Below are 18,492 nucleotides of genomic sequence, written 5' to 3' on the forward strand. Positions count from 1 at the left end.
TTCAAGGAAAACGCAAATCGCTGTAACTATGACCACTCTCTTTCATGCCCCGCTCACCTGCTCATTGGCGGCGCGATTCGCGGCAGCCGAGGGGGACGTACCGCTGGACATCTCTTATCTGAACCTTCGCACCAAAGAACTCGAAGCCGGAGGCTCGCTCTTTGATGTCAATCCCTTGGGACAGGTCGCGGCCCTGCAGCTTGGGGATGGCAGTCTCCTAACGGAAACCTCGACTGTCCTGCTGTGGATTCAATCGCAATCCGGTAACGCGGATTTCCGTGTCGATCCGGACGACCCCGACTACTTTCAATTGCTCCGCTGGATCGCATTTTGCGCGACCGAGCTGCACAAGGGATTGTTCCGGGTGCTGTTTTATCAGGAGGCCACCGATAAGGTGAAAGATCGCGTGCGGCGGCTTGCACCGCTGCGCTTCAAGACTTTGGAACAGCATCTGGCGGATCGAAATTACCTGCTGGGTGAGCGTTTCACTGCTGCCGACGCCTATCTGACCTGGTTTTTTGTGTTGTCAGGCAAAGCGCAGCTCGATCATGGCATCTATCCGAATCTAGAGAGCTATCGCCGGCGCGCGCTGTCCCGTCCGGCCATTCGCGATCTGATCGACCAGGACCGTAAGAAGGACCGTGAAATGGGGCAGGGAATTCTGCCCGCGTGACACTGTTTAGGCCGACGCGGTCAGGCGCTTGACCTCGGCGACGATGTCTTTGTTTGAGAAGGGTTTGCTCATAAAGACGTCGGCGCCGAGATTGGCGGCGGTGGCGCGGTCCTGGGCCTGCCCCTTGGCGGTGATGACGATCACCGGCAGCCCGGCAATTTGTGGCGTCCCGCGCAGTTGTTTCAGGATTTCAAAGCCGTTGGTCTGGGGTAACATGACGTCGAGGATGACGATATCCGGCGGGCTTGCCGTCACCGCATCGATCACCTCGGCGCCGTCAAAAATCGCAGAAACCTCATAGCCTTCGCGTTTCAGAATGAAGCTCAGCGATTCGACGATGTTCTTTTCGTCTTCGGCTATCAATACCTTGGTGGCCACGGCATTTCCTCGGATTCCCTGTGTCTCGCAGGCCTTTGCGGCCTTTTTCTCAGTCTATTGCGTCGGGCCTGCAATAGAAACACCTCTCTGCATCGACTCCCGATCAAGGCCATCGTAATTTGTAAGCTCTCAATCTGAGGAGGGCACATGGGACTCTTGCACCTTTCCATATCGGCACGCGATCCAAAAATGGCCTCCGGGGTGCTCGCCGGGATCATGGGCGGGGAGGCGATGCCGTTTCCGCCCTTTCCGGAGAGTTGGATCGCGTTTTCAGAGGCTGACGACGGTTCCGCAATCGAGGTCTACCCGCTGACGCATCGGATTTATCCGGGCGATGAAACGATTGCCTGCAGTGTTCGGGCGCCGGACAACACAAAGAGCTTCGTTCATGCCGCGATCACTTCGCCGCACGCGCGCCGAAAGATCATGGATCTGGCGCAGAGTGCCGGCTGGTTGACCCGCATCTGCAACCGCGGCCCCTATGAATGCGTGGAAGTCTGGGTCGAGAACCGCCTGCTGGTCGAGGTTCTGGATCCCGATATGCAGGCCGACTACAGCAAGAGCATGAGCATGCAAAACTGGGCCGATATGTTCGGTCTCTGATCCCTTTCCCCATCGCGCGGGGCCGGAGTAAATGCGGTGCCAGAGTGGACAGGCTGTCGGGCCGCACGAACACTTGAGAGGGATCCGGGTTATCTGTCTTTGCGCAAAAGACCCCCGGCCAGACAGCGGAAAGCCTCGGTCACCTTTACAAAGACGGCGCGCGGATCTTCCGCGGCGGCAATCCAAAGAGAGGCATTGAGGGCCGCACCGTTGAGGAGGAGGGCGGCGGCCTCCGCATCCACCGGTTTGATGCTGCCCGCGTCGATGAGTGTCTGGATCACTTGCGTTGCCCGGCGCAGGCACGCGGTCTGGTTGGGCCATTGCGACGGGTCGCCCAGCACCGCCGGTCCGTCCAGCAGCATGATGCGCTGTATCTCCGGCTCCAGCGCCATCTCGATGTAAGCGATGTATTCCGCGATCAGTCCAAGCCACGGCGTCTCGGCCCGTTCCTGTTCCAGGCGCAGCCGCTCGAGAATTTCCGCGTCCATCTGGTCGATGACGGCCTGTAGCAAGCCCTTTTTGTCGCCGAAGTTATGATAAAGGGCGCCACGCGTCAGGCCGGCGTCGGCCGTCAGATCATCCATCGAGGCGGCCGCGTAGCCCCTGGCCGCAAAGGCCTTTCGCGCCGAGGCGATCAGCTTGGCGCGGGTTTCTTCCATCATTTCGGCGCGTCGTTTTGCGGCCACCGGTTTCTCCAGGAGTGCGAACTATTGCCCGCAGGCCTATTGACATACGCTGCGTATGTCAATATCTCTCCACATACGCAGCGTATGTAAAATTAAAAACCGCAAAATGCCTGTCTGACGTTTTTTGCGGAACCTCCCTTTGCTCCAATCGAACAGGACAAGAAATATGACCAAACGCGATGCAGTCTTCCCTGCCGGACGGCAGGCGCTCTATGAAATGCACCGTTACTCCGCCGCGATCCGCTCCGGCGATCTTCTCTTCGTCTCGGGCCAGGTCGGCAGCCGCGAGGACGGATCGCCGGAGCCCGACTTCAAAAAGCAGGTGCAGCTCGCGTTTGACAACCTGGCGGAAGTTCTGAAGGCGGCCGGTTGCAGCTTCGACGACGTCGTGGACGTAACCACCTTTCATACCGATCCGGAGGCGCAATTCGAGGCGATCTCGGAAGTTCGCACAAAGGAAATCGGTGAGAAGCCTTATCCGAACTGGACGGCTGTGGGGGTGAACTGGTTGGCGGGCTTCGATTTCGAAATCAAGGTCATCGCCCGTATCCCGCAAGCCGCGTGATCGTCCCCCTGCCAAGGGTCAGTCCTCCGGCGCGCCATCAGCCGGAGGGTGAGGCTTCGAACGCGGTCACTAAAAGTCGTTTGAAATGACTCCGGAGCGGCTTTATCAAGTTTCGATACGGAAACGAAGGACAGACACTATGCTGTCCTCAATTCGGACCCGGGAGCAGAACTTTGGCTGACGCATCCACCTTCAACAGCGCCGCCTATGGCGGTTCCGGCTGGTCGCAGCGGACCGCAGGCCACGATCAGGAGATCGGGTCGCTCTGGCGGGGCGGGATCGACAGTGAGTGGCGGCAGCTTCGGACTGTGCTGTTGTGCCGGCCCGGCGCTGAGATCGCGGTCAACGATTTCAATGCGGCGCAGCAGCTGGAGGCTCTCGATCTGGTGCGGGCGCAGGAGGAGCACGATCAGCTTGCGGCGGCTTACAGGAATGCCGGTGTCGAGGTCCTGACCACACCGGCGACCGAGGCCCCGACGCCGAACCGGATGTTCTGCGCGGACCTTTTCGTGATGACCCCCCAGGGGGCGATCCTGGCGCGGCCGGCCTCGACCGTGCGCGCCGGTGAGGAGGTGGCGACGGCGCAGGCCCTGGCCGCGGCCCGCGTGCCGATCCTGCGGACCCTGACAGGCAGCGCGACCTTTGAGGGTGCGGACCTCCTTTGGCTGGATGCAGAGACCGCGATCATCGGCCGGGGACTGCGCACGAACCAGGCGGCGATCGAACAGATTGCGCGGCTGTGCGCCGACCTCGGTGTCAATCTGACTGCTGTCGATATGCCCTTCGGCACCATGCACCTGATGGGCATGATGCGGATCGCCGACCGAAACCTGGCCATCGCCTGGCCCAGGCGCACACCCCATGCCGCGGTGATGCTGCTGCGTGAAAAGGGCTACCGGGTCGCGTTCCTGCCGGACGAGGATGCTGCGCAGGCCAACCGGGCTTTGAACTTCGTAACCCTCGCGCCTGGCAAAATTCTCATGCCCGGGGGCAATGACCTCACACGAGAGTGGTACGACGGACTGGGTATCGAGGTCATCGAAACCCCCATGTTCGAGCTCCGCAAAGCCGCCGGCGCGGTCGGATGCCTGACCGGGATCGTTGAACGCGATACCGCGTGAGCCGCAGTGCAATCCGGCTCTCTCATGTCGCGACGATCAGATCCTCCTGGCGGTGAGCACAGTCTTCACGGGTGCAGAGGCGGCAGGTCGGACCAACGGCGAGGGCTTGATCCCTTGTGGCCGTGCTGAGCGTGTCGCCATAGACGGTCTGATCCGCGTAGAGGGCCTCGCAGGCGAGCATGATGGAGAGCAAAGGCCGGTGCTGCCCGTAGGCGCTGGCGCCTTTTTCCACGGCGCAGGCGACAAAGAGAAAACGATCGTTGTTGGGAAAGGCCGCCAGACTGCAATTGACCATACCGGGCGTCTGGAACGCCCGGTAGACCGGCCAGAGGGGGCAGGCGCCGCCGTAGCGCGGGATCGGCAGCCCGGGCAGGGCATAGCGTTTCGAGACATAGCCGGAGGGATCCACGCGCATGAAGGCGAAGGGGATGCCCTCGTTTCCGGGTTTGCGCAGAGTGACCAGGCGATGGCAGACCTGCTCCAAGCTGACATCGAAGCTGTGGCGCAGGCGCTCGATGTCGTAGCGGAGCTTGACCGCCTGTTCCAGGAAACGGTCATAGGGCAGGAGCATGGCAGACGCGCAGTAGGAAGCCAGAGCGCCAGTTGCCCGGCGCCGGGCTTCGGCGCTGGTCAGAGTGCTGCTCTTTTCGATGATGGCGCTGATCGGCTCCGTCAGGGCCAGTTCCGCAGCGGTGCGTGCGAGTAGAAAACGGCGCGTCGGGCCGGGCAGGGCCTCGGCCAGAACCATTCTCTTGTCCTGGGTCGCGCCGTTGGTCTCTAACGGATGCGGTCCCGATTTCGATCCAGGTTTAGACACCCGCTTAGACTCCCATTTAGACTCTGGGGCGGCATAGGTGATGGAGAGGCCGTAGCGTCGTTCGATCATCTCCGAAAGGGCGATCGTGATTCCCTGCTCCTTCAGGTGCAGGCTGCTCGCCAGGGCTTCGGCGGCTGTCTCCAGCTCGGGAAAGTGGTTCTGATGTTCCTGTAAAAAATCATCTATTTCTTCATTGGGCGAGATTGAGCGGGTCGGTGCCACTCCCTTGTCGAAAAAAGCGGCCAGGCCCTCCGCGACGCTGGAGAGCTGATCGCTTTCCGTGAGCAGGATGTTGTGAAAGCGTTCGCGCTGGTCCGGCTCGATATCGGAAACCGACTCCAGGATTTCCGAGGCCGAACGAATGGAGGCCACGTTGGTCAGCATGCGGTGCACGGCGGCCGAGAGGAAGGGGTCCTGATTCAGCCGGTCCGCGAGGGCGATCACCGTCTGGTCGCGGTCCATGTAGGTCCGGTAGAGCACCGTCAGTGCTCGCGCCCAGTCCGGGTGACGGCCGACCAGCTCACCCGCACTTTGCGGGGACACTTTCAGATTTTGAAAGGTTGGCGATGCTGCAATCTCACCCAGGTCGTCGATCAGGCGCCGGTCGGCGGCGCCGTCCAGCTCTTCCATCCGGATATCGAGTTCATCGGCAATGCGTATCAGAAGACTACCGCCGATGTTCCTCTTTTCACTTTCTATCAAGTTGAGGTAGGAGGGGGAGACGCCAACCTTTGCCGCAAGAGCGGTCTGTGTGACGCCCAGGGTCTTGCGGCGTTCGCGTAATTTCAGTCCGATCGGGGCCCGTGCCATTCTGTAACAGCCTCAATTCTTTAATATTTGTGCAGCGCAAGATAAAGAATTTACAAGTCTTGCATATAAATAATACGAATTTTTACAAAAAACTTCAATAGTATCAATATATTATTGTCGCTTTGACTTCAGTAACTCATCATGTTCCACGGATGCCACAACTGCATCGGCTGACGGGCGCTGGATGGTCTCGTTCAGCGTCACAACAATCAACGTCAAAACAAGACGGCTATGGGAGGTCACTTATGGACGAGATCAAAAGAGGTGTGAGTCGGCGCGGCGTGCTTAAAGGAGGGACGGCGCTGGCCGCCGGCCTGGCAGCCCCGACGTTCTTCATGCGCAATGTCTTCGCGCAGGATTTCCGGAACAATCCCGGCGACGGCGGCACGGTCACCTTCGGTTTCAACGTGCCGCAGACCGGTGCCTACGCCGATGAAGGTGCCGACGAACTGCGCGCCTACCAGCTTGCGGTCAAGCACATCAACGGCGAGGGTGACGGCGGTCTGCTCAACACCATGCAGCCTCTCTCGCTCAAGGGCGATGGTGTCCTGGGCAAGAAGGTCGTCTACGTGACCGGTGATACGCAGACCAAATCCGATGCCGCGCGCGCCTCGGCCAAGCGCATGATCGAGAAAGACGGCGTCATCATGTACTCCGGCGGTTCGTCTTCGGGCGTGGCGATTGCGCAGCAGTCGCTGGCGCAGGAGATGGGCATCGTCTTCATGAACGGCCTGACGCACTCCAACGACACGACGGGTAAGGACAAGCGGCGCTACGGTTTCCGGCACTTCTTCAATGCCTACATGTCGGGTGCCGCGCTGGGGCCGGTGCTGGAAGCGGAGATGGGCAAGGAACGCCGCGCCTATCACCTGACCGCCGACTACACCTGGGGCTGGACCCAGGAAGAGTCGATCAAGAACACCACCGAAGGCCTCGGCTGGCAGACCGCCAACGCGGTCAAGACCCCGCTGGGTGCCGGTGACTTCTCGCAGTACATCACACCGGTCCTCAACTCCGGCGCCGACGTACTGATCCTGAACCACTACGGCAAGGACATGATCAACTCCCTGACCCAGGCGGTTCAGTTCGGCCTGCGCGACAAGCAGGTCAACGGCAAGGACTTCCAGATCGTCGTGCCGCTCTATTCCCGTCTGATGGCGCAGGGTGCGGGCGCGAATATCAAGGGCATCTTCGGCACCACCAACTGGAACTGGTCGCTGCAGGATGCGGGCTCTCAGGCCTTCGTCAAGTCCTTCGGTCAGGAATACGGCTTCCCGCCGTCGCAGGCCGCGCACACCTGCTATGTGCAGACCCTGCTCTATGCCAATGCCTGCCAGATGGCCGGCACCTTCTATCCGCCGGAGGTCATCAAGGCGCTGGAAGGCTTCGAGTTCGACGGCATGGGCAACGGCAAGACGCTGTATCGCGCGGAAGATCATCAGTGCTTCAAGGACGTGCTGGTCGTGAAAGGCAACGAGAACCCCAGCAGCCAGTTCGATCTTCTTGAGGTCGTGCAGGAGGTTCCGCGCAGCCAGGTCGAGTACGATGCCGGCCTCTTCGGCGGCGAGTTGGGCCCCTACGAGGTCTGATTCCAAAGACGCTGATTGCACCGGTCGTCCCGTGGAGGGTGGATTACCTTCCACGGGATCATCCGTAAGGCCTTGGGGTATTCTCCCGGGATCCGCGATCGTCCCGCGGAGCTGATCAAGAACCGAAAGTTCTGCGCCTGGGGACTCCGAGGTTCCTGCGGTAGATCCGTGTGATCGCCATAACATAGAATCGCTACGTTCTTCAGGTGGACGGTCATGGACACATTTGCGCTCCAACTTCTGAACGGTCTGGACAAGGGCGGTGCCTACGCGCTGATCGCCCTGGGACTGACCCTGATTTTCGGCACGCTCGGGGTGGTGAATTTCGCCCATGGCGCCCTCTTTATGCTGGGTGCTTTCTGCGCAGTGACGGTTCAGAAAATTCTGACGATCTCGGTCAAGGTGAAGGATGAGAGCATCACCTTCTTCGAGGCCTACAAGGAAGTTCCCTACCTGGAGACCTGGTTCGGCGAGACCGGTTCGGTCATTATCGACTACTCGGTGCCGATCTCGATCCTGGTGGCGATACCGGTCATGCTGCTGATCGGCCTGGTGATGGAGCGCGGCCTGATCCAGCGTTTCTACAAACGCACCCATGCGGAGCAGATCCTGGTTACCTTCGGGCTGGCGATCGTTCTGCAGGAACTGGTGAAGGCAAATTTCGGCGCCAATCCGATCCCGACGCCCGCGCCCGAGGCCGTCGCCGGCAGCGCCAACATCGGCGAATGGCTCGGGCTGGGCAGCACGGTGGTTTATCCCTGGTGGCGGCTGATCTACCTGGCTTTTGCCGGCGTGGTGATTGCGGCGGTCTTTTCCTTCCTGCAGTTTACGACCTTCGGCATGGTGGTGCGTGCCGGCATGCAGGACCGTGAGACGGTTGGCCTTCTGGGCATCGATATCCAGCGACGCTTTTCCATCGTCTTCGGTCTGGCGGCTGTCGTCGCGGGCCTCGCGGGTGTCATGTACACGCCGATCCTGCCGCCCGATTACCACATGGGGATGGACTTCCTGGTTCTCTCCTTCGTCGTGGTCGTGGTCGGGGGCATGGGCTCCCTGGGCGGCGCGGTTGCCGCGGGCTTCCTGCTCGGCATCCTGCAATCCTTTGCATCCATGAACGAAGTCAAAAGCATCCTACCCGGCATCGATCAGATCATTATCTATCTCGTCGCCGTAGTGATCCTTCTGGTCCGTCCCCGTGGCCTTCTGGGCCGCAAGGGCGTGATGGAGTCCTGAGCCATGACGAACAAGATCACATTACGCAGCGACAACATGATGATGGGCCTCTTCGCGCTCGCCATCCTGACCATGCCGATCTGGCTGATGCCGATCGGTGCGAGCTATCCCGATCTGATGCAGAAATTCGCGATCTTCGGGATCTTCGCCATCGGCTTCAACATCCTCTTCGGGTTGACCGGATACCTCTCCTTCGGGCACGCGGCCTTCCTGGGCGTCGGGTCCTATACTGCGGTCTGGTCCTTTAAGCTGCTGAGCATGAACGTGGTGCCGGCGGTGATTTTCGCGGTCATCGTGGCGGGGGCCTTTTCCTTCCTGATCGGGTTCATCTCGCTACGGCGCTCGGGCATTTATTTCTCGATCCTGACGCTCGCTTTCGCCCAGATGTCCTATAACCTGGCTTACTCCGTGCTGACGCCGATTACGAACGGCGAAACCGGGTTGCAACTGGCCAAGAGCGATCCGCGGGTGATCGACGGACTCTTCGTCGAAGCGGGCGCGGGCATTCCCTCGACCAATTTCTTCGGCATTGCCATGAGCGGTTACAGCGGTTTCTACTTCTGCGCCGTGCTCTTGATTATCGGGTTTTACATCTCGCTCAGGATCACCCGCTCGCCCTTCGGGATGATGCTCAAGGCGATCAAGTCGAACCAGAACCGCATGAGCTACACCGGCCTGAATACGCGGCCCTATGCTCTGACCGCCTTCGTGATCTCGGGCATGTATGCCGGTCTTGCCGGCGCGCTGCTGGCGGTGACCGATCCGCTCGCCGGGGCCGAGCGCATGCAGTGGACGGCGTCGGGCGAAGTGGTGCTCATGACGATCCTGGGCGGGGTCGGGACCCTGCTGGGTCCGATGCTGGGCGCCGTGATCATCAAGTACTTCGAAAACATCTTCTCCGCCTTCAATGAAACGCTTCTGAACAACATCTTCAGCTTCCTGCCCGAGGGGCTGCAGGAGGTCGTGGTTTCCGTTGTCGGACTCTTCGTCGGCGAAGGTTGGCACCTGACGCTCGGCATTCTCTTCATGATCATCGTGATCTACCTGCCCGGCGGGCTGGTCGAGGGCGCCCAGAGGGTCCGCGATTATGTCGGAAGAAAGCGGCATAAGAAGACTTCCGAAGCCCACCAACCGCAAATCGCTGAATAGGAGGAGCAGATCATGGGAATCCTCCAGGTCCAGGACGTGAATAAGAGCTTCGGTGGCTTGAAGGCGCTGCACAACGTCAATCTCGATGTGGAAGAAGGCGCCGTGCACGCCATCATCGGCCCGAACGGTGCCGGTAAGTCGACGCTCTTGAACTGTTTTGTCGGACGTTTGAAACCGGACACCGGGTCGGTGATGTTCAACGGCACATCGCTCCTGGGCATTGCGCCGCATGAGATCAATCAGGCCGGTGTCGCCCGGGTGTTCCAGACGCCGGAGATTTTCGGCGATCTCTCGCTGATCGAGAATGTCATGATTCCGACCTTTGCCAAGCGTGACGGCGCCTATACCGTCAATGCCTGGGGGCGGATCGATCAGGCGGCGGAAATCCGCGAGAAGGCAGAGCATATCCTCGAGGATGTCGGTCTGGCGGAAAAGCAGGAGATGCATGCCAACAGCCTGTCGCGCGGTGATAAACGCCGTCTTGAGCTGGCCATGTGCCTGGTTCAGGAACCCAAACTGCTGCTCCTGGACGAGCCGACTGCGGGTATGTCGCGCGCCGACACCAACAACACCATCGATCTTCTCAAGCGGATCGGCGAACGGGGAATCACCAAGATCGTGATCGAGCATGACATGCACGTGGTGTTCTCGCTGGCCAGCAAGATCAGCGTTTTGGCGCAGGGAACAGTGATTGCCGAGGGCGCGCCGGAGGAAATCAAGGGGGATCCGCGGGTCCAGGAAGCCTACCTGGGAGGGGCACACCTATGAGCATGACCGAGACTCCAGCGTTGCAGAGCAATGGGCCGCAGGGTAACGCGCCGCAGGCGTCCGCCGCACCCGAGAGGAACAAGGGCCCGGCCTTCTTTTCCTGCTGGGACATTCACGGCTACTACGGGGAGAGCTATATCGTCCAGGGGGTCAGCTTCGATATCCGCGAAGGCGAGATCGTCGCCCTTTTGGGCCGGAACGGCGCGGGCAAGACCTCGACCCTGCGGACCATTGCGCGTATGTCGGACCCGCAGCTGACCCACGGCGAGATCTGGCTGGATCACAAGCCGCTCCACGAGATGAGCGATTTCCAGGCATCGCAGTTCGGCGTCGGGCTGGTCCCGGAAGACCGGCGCATCATTCCCGGCCTGACCGTCGAGGAAAACCTGCAGCTCGCCCAGATCGCGGAGCCTAAGGGCTGGTCGATCGAACGTCTCTACGAACACTTTCCGCGCCTGGCCGAACGGCGCAAGCAGGAGGGCGTCACCCTGTCTGGCGGCGAGCAGCAGATGCTGGCGGTCGCGCGCGCCCTGGCGCGGGACGTCAAGCTGCTGCTGCTGGACGAGCCTTATGAAGGTCTGGCCCCGGTGATCGTGCAGGAAATCGAGCGGATCCTGGAAGAGATCAAGGGCCTGGGGCTGACGACGATTATCGTCGAACAGAACGCCATCGCGGCCCTGCATCTGGCGGACCGGGCGATCATCCTCGACATGGGACAGGTGGCTTTCGACGGGATCGCGCAGGAGGTCCTCGATAATGCAGAGCTGCGCCAGGAATACCTCGCGATCTGACTGTCCGGCAGTTTGGTCGGTGATTGGGGCGATCGTTGATTGGGCTGCCGTTGATTGTGGCGGTCCCAGATTGCGAAAGCAGGGCAAATAGGTCAAATTCGGGGACTTGCCCGCCACGGGCAGAAGACCCGGATTTGCCATGCGCCAAACGCCCGCCAACCTCAATGCCCTGGGGCAAGAGTTTCAGATCGCTCTCTCGAAAGCTGACTGGACAGAAGCGCTTCTTCTGGCGGACAAGCTCATTGCGCTGTTACCGGAAAATCCATCCCTTGCCTACAACAAGGGCCTGGTGCTTAAGAACCTTGGGCGCGTTCCGGAATCCCTTGCCTGTTTTCAGGCTACCCTCGATCTCGCGCCGGATCACCACAACGCGCAGTTCGAACTGGCCGCCGCGCTTTTGGAGAGCGGGCAGATCGAAGAGAGTGCGCGCCGGTTCGAAGACTACCTGGCGGCGGTGCCCGATGATGCGGACGCGTCCTTGAATCTTGGCATTGCGCTGGTGCAGCTGGGGTGTGCCGAAGCGGCTCTACCTCATTTGGGGTATGCGCAGAGCAGGCTTGGTTCGGCGCAGGCGCTGCAATGGCTGGCGACCGCAAAGCGCGACCGCGGCGATCTGACCGCGGCGGAAGACCTGCTTGCCCAGCTGCCCGCCGATGATGCCAATGCGCAGGCGGCGCGGCTGAAGATCCTGACCCAGGGCACGAAAGGGCGTCTCGCCCTGGATACTCGGCAGTTCCGCCAACACTAATCTTTACTTTTGGCGGTAGATTTTGCGGTAGAGGCCCGGTTCTTCCTGCAATGCGTTTTGAAGTTCCAGGTGACGTTCCAGTCCGGCTGAGTCCATCTCCGCGAAGCTCAGCTCCAGCTCTTGCCGTTTGATGGGCCAGGCCTGTGCGACAGGCGTGCCGGCGGGCAGAGTGCCTTCGAAATCCGGGTCGCTCCAGAGGGCGGGAAAGTGGACATAGCCATCGCTCCAGCGATCGCAGTCGACCAGGCCGAAAAGGGTCCGGAACGGCAGATCGAGCCGGTTGGCGGGATGTCCGAACAGCAAAGACCAGCCCTCGGGCAGGGAGATGGTCCAGAAATTGTTGAACTTGATGGCGAAGTGATTTTCGTCGACACCGGGGACCTTCAGTGCCTGCTCCGGCACATGCACGCCGAGGGGCGAGCGGGTCATGCGGGCTTTGGGATGAGCCGGCAGGTCCCAATCCCAGGAGAAACTGCCGTCCTTGACGGTCACATCCGTGGCAAGGGGGAAGAGAATTCCGTCGCGCATGGCGTCGAGAAAAGGCGGGCACTGCTTGAGGGTGCGGACTTCGGCGTCTGCCAGCACCGCGCTTTTGCTGACAGCCGGCATCTCTCTCAGCCAATCCGGCAGGCTGCCGGAGGCGAGGGTGGGTTTTTGCAAAAAGGCGTCCCATCCCGGAAGACAGGAGAAGGCGATCTTCATCCCTTCTTTCGTGCCATAAGCGTGTGGGTGACCGCAACCACGATGGTAATCACAACAAAGATGACGCCGATGGCGTTGATCATGGGCGAGAGGCCGAACCGCATACGGCTGCCGATCTCGGTGACCAGGGTCCAGGAACTGCCGATCGCGAAGAAGGTGGTGTTGTAGTTCTCGATCGACTGCAGAAAGGACACCACGGCGGCCGTTGCTATGGTGGGCGCCAGGAACGGCAGAGTGATGCGGCGGAAGACCATGAAGGGCGAGGCCCCCAGATCGAGGGCGGCTTCCTCCAGCACCCGGTCCTGACGCTGCAGACGCGCCATGAAGAGCAGCATGCAGAAAGAGGCGATGAAGGAGGTTTGAGCGACTGTGGTCGTGAAGAGACCGGCCTGTACACCGAAATAATCCCGCCAGAAGATCATAGTCGTTGCGCCCAGGACGATGCCGGGCAGGAGCACGGGTGACGCCAGGATGGTGTAAAGCAGGGTCGTGCTGCGCGATTGCATCCGCGTCAGAATGAAAGCGCCGGAGAGACCCAGCGGAATGGAAAAGGCGATGACCCCAGCTGCGATCAGCAGGGAATGCAGCAGGCCCTGCACGAAGCGCTTGTCGTTCGGAAGCTCCGCGAACCACTGCAGCGTGAAGCCCTGCCAGTCGGTGACAGAGGGGGTCGGAGAGGCGTTGAAGGCGGCGGCCACCATGAAGCCGAGCGGCAGGAACATGTAGGCGAAGAAGAGCACGAGATAGCCGTTCAGGATGGCGTCGGCCCAGTTTCGGCCGCGCTGTTGCGTGGCAGTAGTGGCTGCGGTGCTGCTGATGGAGGTCGCGCTCATTTTGCGATATCCCTGATCCCGACCTTGAAGACTTTCATGGTCACCAGAATGAACACGATGCAGGCGACCAGCAGCGCCAGCGAGTAGGCCGATCCCTGATTCCAGGAGTCCGCTTCGAAAAAGCGGCGGTAAATCAGCTGGCTGAACCAGTCGGGATGCATGCCGCGTCCGACGATTTCAGGCGCGGCGATCGAGCCCGCTGAAAGCATGAAGGTCATGATCGAACCCACGGCGATGCCGGGTTTGGCATGGGGAATGACGACCCGTGTGTGGATCTTCCAGGGCGAGGCACCGAGATCGCGCGCCGCTTCGATCTGGCTTTTGTCCAGCGTGTCGATGGTGTTGTAGATGGGAAACACCATGAAGAGGACGTAGGCATAGACCATGACGGCAAAGACCGCGCCGTTCGAGGCGACGAAACGGAAACCCTCGCCGGCGGAGAGGTCGATGAAGCCGATAAAGTCCAGCAACGTGTTCAGGATCCCGTTCCGGTCCAGGATCATGACCCAGGAGAAAATCCGCAGCAGCTCGTTGATCGCGTAGGGGATCAGCAGGCCGACGAGAATGATCGTGAGTGTGTTCTTGTTTTCCATGGTCGCAGCGGCATAGGCGACCGGGTAACAGATCACAAAAGCACAGATGGTCACGGTGAAGGCGTAGACCAGCGTCAGGATGAAAATCTGCAGATGCAGCCCGCTCATATCGGTGAAATTCTTGAGCGAGTAGTGCTCTTTCGTGCCTGCAACGCCGGAGGAGGTATCTTCCTGAGCCTCCAGATCCGTGATCTTGGTCTCGAGCGCGCTGAGGCGCTGGTTCAATTCCGCCAGGCGGGCGGTGCGTTCACCCGCCGAGAGCGCGGGCTGTGCACCTGCGGCATTGGGCGAGGGTGCAAAGGGAGAGAGGCTCGGAGCGGACGGTGAGGGCGTCGAAGGTGAAGGCGTTGAGGGCGAGGGAGCAGAAGGAGAGGGCGCAGAAAAGGATGGCGACGGCGCTGTTGGCGTTGCCGGGCTCGGAGTGGCCGGGCTTGGAGTGGTCGGGCTTGAAGCGGCCGAACCTGAATCTGCCGGGCTATCGGTCATCTGCTCAAGCGTGCCGACCTCACGCTCCAACTGGAGCTTTTCCACGTAGGCACGGTCGATCTGCAAGGCCAGCATCGCCGTCTCACCGCCACGGTCCTCGTAGGTAAAGGCGCGCTCGATCATCCTGATCTGCGGGACGACGATCAGCAGCAGGATCCAGATGGCGACCAGAGCCACGAAGATGCCTGTGAGGCCCAGGCCGTAGGTTCTGACCAAAGCATTCATGGCTAGGCGGAACTCCGGGCCATGGGGCCGGGCCGCATCACCGCCGTGTCGGCGGTACTAAAGGCCAGGGTCATGGACTCGTCGGCGCTGAAATCCCGGTTGCCCTTGTTGTGGAGATTGACGTGGATCTCCTGCTCGCCCGAACGCAGATAAAGGTTGATCAGGGCGCCTTCGAGGTCCCGGCGCAGAAGTTGCCCTGAGATCCGGTTGCTGTCCTCATTGCCGGCTACACCATCCGCGTCGGCGATTTCAATGCGCTCCGGGCGCACGAGAACCAGCGCTTCTTCGCCGACTGTCAGGTCGTTGAAGTTTCTGCCACGGAGCAGGCCCTGGCCGGTTTCGACCTCGACCGTGGTGCCGTTCGTGTGTTTCACCCGGCCGCCAAAGACATTCTGTTCGCCAACGAAGGTGGCCGCGAAGGGCGTTTGCGGCATGTTATAGAGTTCCGCGGCCGTGGCGATTTGCTCGATCCGGCCTTCATTCATGACCGCGACCCGGTCGGACATGGCCAGGGCCTCCCCCTGGTCGTGGGTGATGTAGATGAAGGTGACACCGGTTTTGCGCTGGATGTCCTTCAGCTCCGCCCGCATGTGCTGCCGGAGTTTGAGATCGAGCGCCGAGAGCGGTTCGTCGAGCAGCAGCACCGCCGGTTCGACGGCGAGGGCGCGTGCGACGGCGACGCGTTGACGCTGGCCGCCGGAGAGTTCAGTGGGTTTTTTTTCGGCCTGGCCGGTCAAAGCCACAAGCTCCAGCAGTTCCTCGGCTTTGCGGCGGCGTTCCTGTTTGCTGACCCCGCGCGCCTCCAGTCCGAAGGCGACGTTTTCCCAAACGCTCATGAGCGGGAAGAGCGCCAGGGTCTGGAAGATCAGGGCGGTGGGGCGCTTGTTGGGTCCCAATCCATTGACCGACTGCGCGCCGATTGAAATCGAGCCGGTCGAAGGCTCCAGAAAACCGGAAATCATCCGCAGGATGGTGGTCTTGCCACAGCCGGAGGGACCGAGAATCGAGAAGAACTCCCCCGCGTTGATCGTCAGATCGGTGGGGTGAACCGCGGTGAATCCATTGGGATAGGTCATGGAAACACCGGACAGTTCTACGTTTTGTCCGTGCATGGTCATTTCTTGCTTTTGGCCTCGCGTTACCGGCCTGGGAAGAAGGCCGAAACCGCGGGAGCGCATTCAGGCTCCCGCGGTTCCCGATCTTTTGCAGCGCACTAGAAGCCGCAGCGCGTTTTCACGGATGCGCGAAAACGCTCAGGCGACTCTAGGCGTTGGTGATCTGATCGACGTATTCCTGACGCAGGGGCGCGAACCAGGGAGTGTCGGCCTGCCACCACCAGAGCGAAGCGAGATTGTCGGCATTGTAAACCTCGCCGAACTGCTTCTTGTAGTCATCGCCGGCGAAGTCCGCGGCGCCCGATACGGCTGAGTTATAACCGGTGTTCTTGCTGAGCAGACCCGCCATTTCCGCGGTGAACATGGCATCCATGAAGGCATAGGCCTGGTCGATATTGGCCGCGCCGGAGGGCACGCCGACCGAATCCATCCAGGTGATGCCGCCTTCTTTCGGCATGCGGTATTTCCACTTGGCGTCCTCGCGGCTCAGCAGAAGACCGGTGGTATCCCAGGTCTGGCCGATCTTGGCACCGCCCTGCTTGAAGGCGTTGGTGGCCTCGGTGGCAGAGTTCCAGAAGGCTGCGATGTTTGCTTTGTGCTCGATGACGTACTTGGCACAGGCGCTCCAGACCCGGCGGGCGTCTTCTTCGGTCTTGTAGACGTCCAGCATCCGGTTGGTTTCCAGCTCGCCGATGGCGTCGAGGTAAAGACCGACACCCATGATGGCGGATTTCTGGCGGAAAGCGGCTTTGCCCGCGGCCTCCGGCAACCACAAGGAGCCGAAGGAGACCTCATCGTCGGAGAGGTTCATGACCGAGCTGTCGAAGGTGATGGCCTCGGTACCCCAGTTGAAGGGCAGCAGGTAGCGTTTTCCGCGGTAGGTCGCGCCCAACTGCACGGAATCGTTGACCATCGATGCAATCAGATTGCCGGCGTTCTTCAGCTTGCCCTCGTCGAGCGGCTGCAGCAGGCCGTCCGGATAGTAGCTCGGGCCGTTGGTGACTGACGGGAAGATCACGTCAAAGCCCTTGCCGCCCGCGGCCTTCAGTTTCTGTTCGGCTTCGTCGTTGGAACCGTAGGTGGAGAGGTTCACTTTGATGCCGGTGTTGCCTTCGAAGAGATCGATCATGTTCTGCTGAACGTAATCGCCCCAGGCAAAGACATTGACGCTGCCGGAGGAAGCGAGCGCATCAGAGGCGCGGAGAACGGCTGGCGCGGCGGCCAAAGCACCGGCAGCCGCCGTGCTCTTCAAGACTTTGCGGCGAGAAATCATAGTTTTTGTCCCTGTAATCGTCGTGAGGATACTCGCTGTTGCGAGTTTCATTATTGCAGCTCCCCTCTAACCAAGAAGCTTTAAGGTGCTGCGTCTGTTTTGTGACGGTTTTGTTACAACTCTCCAATATTGACCCCATGTGCGTCCGCTTGCAAGCTCACAGCGAGTTGGTAAAGTCGGCTGCTTTTTTGGCGGAACGGATTTATGGCACGCGCGACGATTAAAGATGTTGCCGAACTCGCGGGGGTCTCGATCGCCGCGGTGTCGCGTGTGCTGTCGATCAACGGCAGCGCCTCGCCCCGGATGCGCGCGAAGGTGATGGAGGCCGCCGACCAGCTCGGCTACCGGCCCAACGCCCTTGCGCGCAGCATGATCAACGCCCGGACCAACCTGGTCGCGCTGGTGATCGGGGCGACCTCCAATGTCTTCGATGCCGCGCTGGTCGACGGACTGGCGGACCATCTCGCCCGGCGCGGCAAAAAGCTGCTGCTCACGCCGGTGGTCGATCTGGGGGCCATCGATGACGAACTGATGGGCGCGCTTGACTACCAGGTCGATGCCGCCGTCGTCGCCGCGGGAACCATGACCCGGGAGGCCTGTCTCAAGTGCGCCAAGTTGGGTGTGCCGGTGATTCTCAGCGGCCGGAATATCGATTCCCCCGGCATCGACAGCGTTCTGGCCGACAACAAAGGCGGCGGGCGTATGGCCGCTGAGCTGCTGATGCGCTCCGGCTGCCGGCGCATTGCCTATGTGGGCGGCACTTATTACGCCTTTTCCGACCAGGAACGCCGCCAGGGTCTGGAAGATGCGCTAAAGGACGCCGGCCGGGATCTCTCGGTCGCGGTGAAGATCCGTCAGTCGGAGGAGATGACCGGCTTCGAGGTCGCCATGGAGCTGCTGTCGCGATCTGACCGTCCCGATGGTGTTTTCTGCATCAACGATATGGCGGCGATAGGGATTCTCCAGGCCGCCGCCGCGCTCGGCCTCTCGGTGCCGGAGGATGTCGCGGTCATTGGTTTCGACAATACCGAGCTGGCGTCCTGGCCGAATTTCCGCCTCACGACCATCGATTATCCGGTCGGCAAGATCGTCGACGCCATTATCGAAATGCTGGAAACCCGCCTGGCGCAACCAGACCTGCCTGCCCGAATCCACCGGGTGCGCACCCGCATGGTGGTCCGTGATTCGACGCCGAAGAAGCTCAGCCCCTTTCCACGATGAGTGCGAGGCGCGGGCTTGCATTGGTAGGGGCCTCGCTTTGGCGGGGTGGTCTTGCCTTAGGCGAGGCGCCGATGCATAAGCGAAGGAACCTCTTGGATCGCACCACCCGGTCG

19 protein-coding genes are annotated in these 18,492 nt (G+C 60.9%); 11 read left to right on the forward strand and 8 right to left on the reverse strand.

Features of this window, described 5'->3' with window-relative positions:
* Positions 1–28 precede the first annotated feature (28 nt).
* Positions 29–673 (forward strand): glutathione binding-like protein, encoded by a 645-nt coding sequence (locus FKG95_RS22445; protein ID WP_142898676.1) that lies wholly within the window; start codon positions 29–31, stop codon positions 671–673.
* Between the two features lie 6 nt (positions 674–679).
* On the opposite strand, the gene FKG95_RS22450 is transcribed toward FKG95_RS22445, so the two are convergent.
* Complete coding sequence (locus FKG95_RS22450) at positions 680–1,051, reverse strand: response regulator transcription factor (RefSeq protein ID WP_142898677.1); 372 nt, start codon at positions 1,049–1,051, stop codon at positions 680–682.
* A gap of 147 nt (positions 1,052–1,198) precedes the next feature.
* Here FKG95_RS22450 and FKG95_RS22455 point away from each other — a divergent pair, with 147 nt between their 5' ends.
* On the forward strand, positions 1,199–1,654 hold the full coding sequence (locus FKG95_RS22455; RefSeq protein ID WP_142898678.1) for a hypothetical protein: 456 nt from the start codon (positions 1,199–1,201) through the stop codon (positions 1,652–1,654).
* 89 nt (positions 1,655–1,743) lie between these two features.
* Here FKG95_RS22455 and FKG95_RS22460 read toward each other — a convergent pair whose 3' ends face one another.
* Positions 1,744–2,340 carry a TetR/AcrR family transcriptional regulator gene (locus tag FKG95_RS22460; RefSeq protein WP_179954233.1) on the reverse strand — a complete coding sequence of 199 codons (597 nt, stop codon included), beginning with the start codon at positions 2,338–2,340 and terminating at the stop codon, positions 1,744–1,746.
* 166 nt (positions 2,341–2,506) lie between these two features.
* Between FKG95_RS22460 and FKG95_RS22465 the strand changes: the two genes are divergently transcribed.
* Together FKG95_RS22465 and FKG95_RS22470 are read left to right on the forward strand one after the other, a co-directional pair.
* Complete coding sequence (locus tag FKG95_RS22465; RefSeq protein ID WP_142898679.1) at positions 2,507–2,905, forward strand: RidA family protein; 399 nt, start codon at positions 2,507–2,509, stop codon at positions 2,903–2,905.
* Between the two features lie 173 nt (positions 2,906–3,078).
* Complete coding sequence (locus tag FKG95_RS22470; protein ID WP_142898680.1) at positions 3,079–4,026, forward strand: dimethylarginine dimethylaminohydrolase family protein; 948 nt, start codon at positions 3,079–3,081, stop codon at positions 4,024–4,026.
* A 22-nt stretch (positions 4,027–4,048) separates the two neighbouring features.
* On the opposite strand, the gene FKG95_RS22475 is transcribed toward FKG95_RS22470, so the two are convergent.
* A complete protein-coding gene (locus FKG95_RS22475) occupies positions 4,049–5,653 on the reverse strand; it encodes a helix-turn-helix domain-containing protein (protein ID WP_142898681.1) in 1,605 nt (534 codons plus the stop codon).
* Positions 5,654–5,898: 245 nt separating this feature from the next.
* Between FKG95_RS22475 and FKG95_RS22480 the strand changes: the two genes are divergently transcribed.
* The 6 genes from FKG95_RS22480 (at position 5,899) to FKG95_RS22505 (ending at position 11,931) form a co-directional block, all read left to right on the forward strand.
* The gene (locus FKG95_RS22480; protein WP_142898682.1) at positions 5,899–7,242 is read left to right on the forward strand and encodes a substrate-binding protein; all 1,344 of its coding nucleotides are present in this window, start codon (positions 5,899–5,901) and stop codon (positions 7,240–7,242) included.
* A 216-nt stretch (positions 7,243–7,458) separates the two neighbouring features.
* Complete coding sequence (locus FKG95_RS22485) at positions 7,459–8,475, forward strand: branched-chain amino acid ABC transporter permease (protein ID WP_142898683.1); 1,017 nt, start codon at positions 7,459–7,461, stop codon at positions 8,473–8,475.
* A gap of 3 nt (positions 8,476–8,478) precedes the next feature.
* On the forward strand, positions 8,479–9,624 hold the full coding sequence (locus tag FKG95_RS22490) for a branched-chain amino acid ABC transporter permease (protein WP_142898684.1): 1,146 nt from the start codon (positions 8,479–8,481) through the stop codon (positions 9,622–9,624).
* 12 nt (positions 9,625–9,636) lie between these two features.
* On the forward strand, positions 9,637–10,392 hold the full coding sequence (locus FKG95_RS22495; protein ID WP_142898685.1) for an ABC transporter ATP-binding protein: 756 nt from the start codon (positions 9,637–9,639) through the stop codon (positions 10,390–10,392).
* Positions 10,389–11,183: an ABC transporter ATP-binding protein gene (locus FKG95_RS22500; RefSeq protein WP_246116864.1), complete on the forward strand. Its 795-nt coding sequence runs from the start codon at positions 10,389–10,391 to the stop codon at positions 11,181–11,183. Before FKG95_RS22495 ends, FKG95_RS22500 begins: the two co-directional genes overlap by 4 nt.
* A gap of 139 nt (positions 11,184–11,322) precedes the next feature.
* Positions 11,323–11,931 (forward strand): tetratricopeptide repeat protein, encoded by a 609-nt coding sequence (locus tag FKG95_RS22505; RefSeq protein ID WP_142898687.1) that lies wholly within the window; start codon positions 11,323–11,325, stop codon positions 11,929–11,931.
* Positions 11,932–11,934: 3 nt separating this feature from the next.
* Here the strand turns inward: FKG95_RS22505 and FKG95_RS22510 are convergent, their stop codons facing one another.
* The 5 genes from FKG95_RS22510 to FKG95_RS22530 all read right to left on the reverse strand — a co-directional run bounded on the left by FKG95_RS22510 (position 11,935) and on the right by FKG95_RS22530 (position 17,158).
* Positions 11,935–12,633, reverse strand: coding sequence for a hypothetical protein (locus FKG95_RS22510; RefSeq protein ID WP_142898688.1), 699 nt, complete (start codon positions 12,631–12,633; stop codon positions 11,935–11,937).
* Positions 12,630–13,466: an ABC transporter permease gene (locus FKG95_RS22515; protein ID WP_142898689.1), complete on the reverse strand. Its 837-nt coding sequence runs from the start codon at positions 13,464–13,466 to the stop codon at positions 12,630–12,632. Before FKG95_RS22515 ends, FKG95_RS22510 begins: the two co-directional genes overlap by 4 nt.
* Complete coding sequence (locus FKG95_RS22520) at positions 13,463–14,770, reverse strand: ABC transporter permease (RefSeq protein WP_142898690.1); 1,308 nt, start codon at positions 14,768–14,770, stop codon at positions 13,463–13,465. Before FKG95_RS22520 ends, FKG95_RS22515 begins: the two co-directional genes overlap by 4 nt.
* A 2-nt stretch (positions 14,771–14,772) precedes the next feature.
* Entirely contained in the window at positions 14,773–15,882 is a 1,110-nt protein-coding gene (locus tag FKG95_RS22525) for an ABC transporter ATP-binding protein (protein WP_142898691.1), read from the reverse strand.
* Between the two features lie 151 nt (positions 15,883–16,033).
* Positions 16,034–17,158 (reverse strand): extracellular solute-binding protein, encoded by a 1,125-nt coding sequence (locus FKG95_RS22530; protein ID WP_142898692.1) that lies wholly within the window; start codon positions 17,156–17,158, stop codon positions 16,034–16,036.
* Positions 17,159–17,362: 204 nt separating this feature from the next.
* On the opposite strand from FKG95_RS22530, the gene FKG95_RS22535 reads away from it, so the two are divergent.
* Positions 17,363–18,379, forward strand: coding sequence for a LacI family DNA-binding transcriptional regulator (locus FKG95_RS22535; protein WP_142898693.1), 1,017 nt, complete (start codon positions 17,363–17,365; stop codon positions 18,377–18,379).
* Positions 18,380–18,492 lie beyond the last annotated feature (113 nt).

The organism is Denitrobaculum tricleocarpae, from assembly GCF_007004665.1.
Classification (GTDB): Bacteria; Pseudomonadota; Alphaproteobacteria; order Kiloniellales; family Kiloniellaceae; genus Denitrobaculum; species Denitrobaculum tricleocarpae.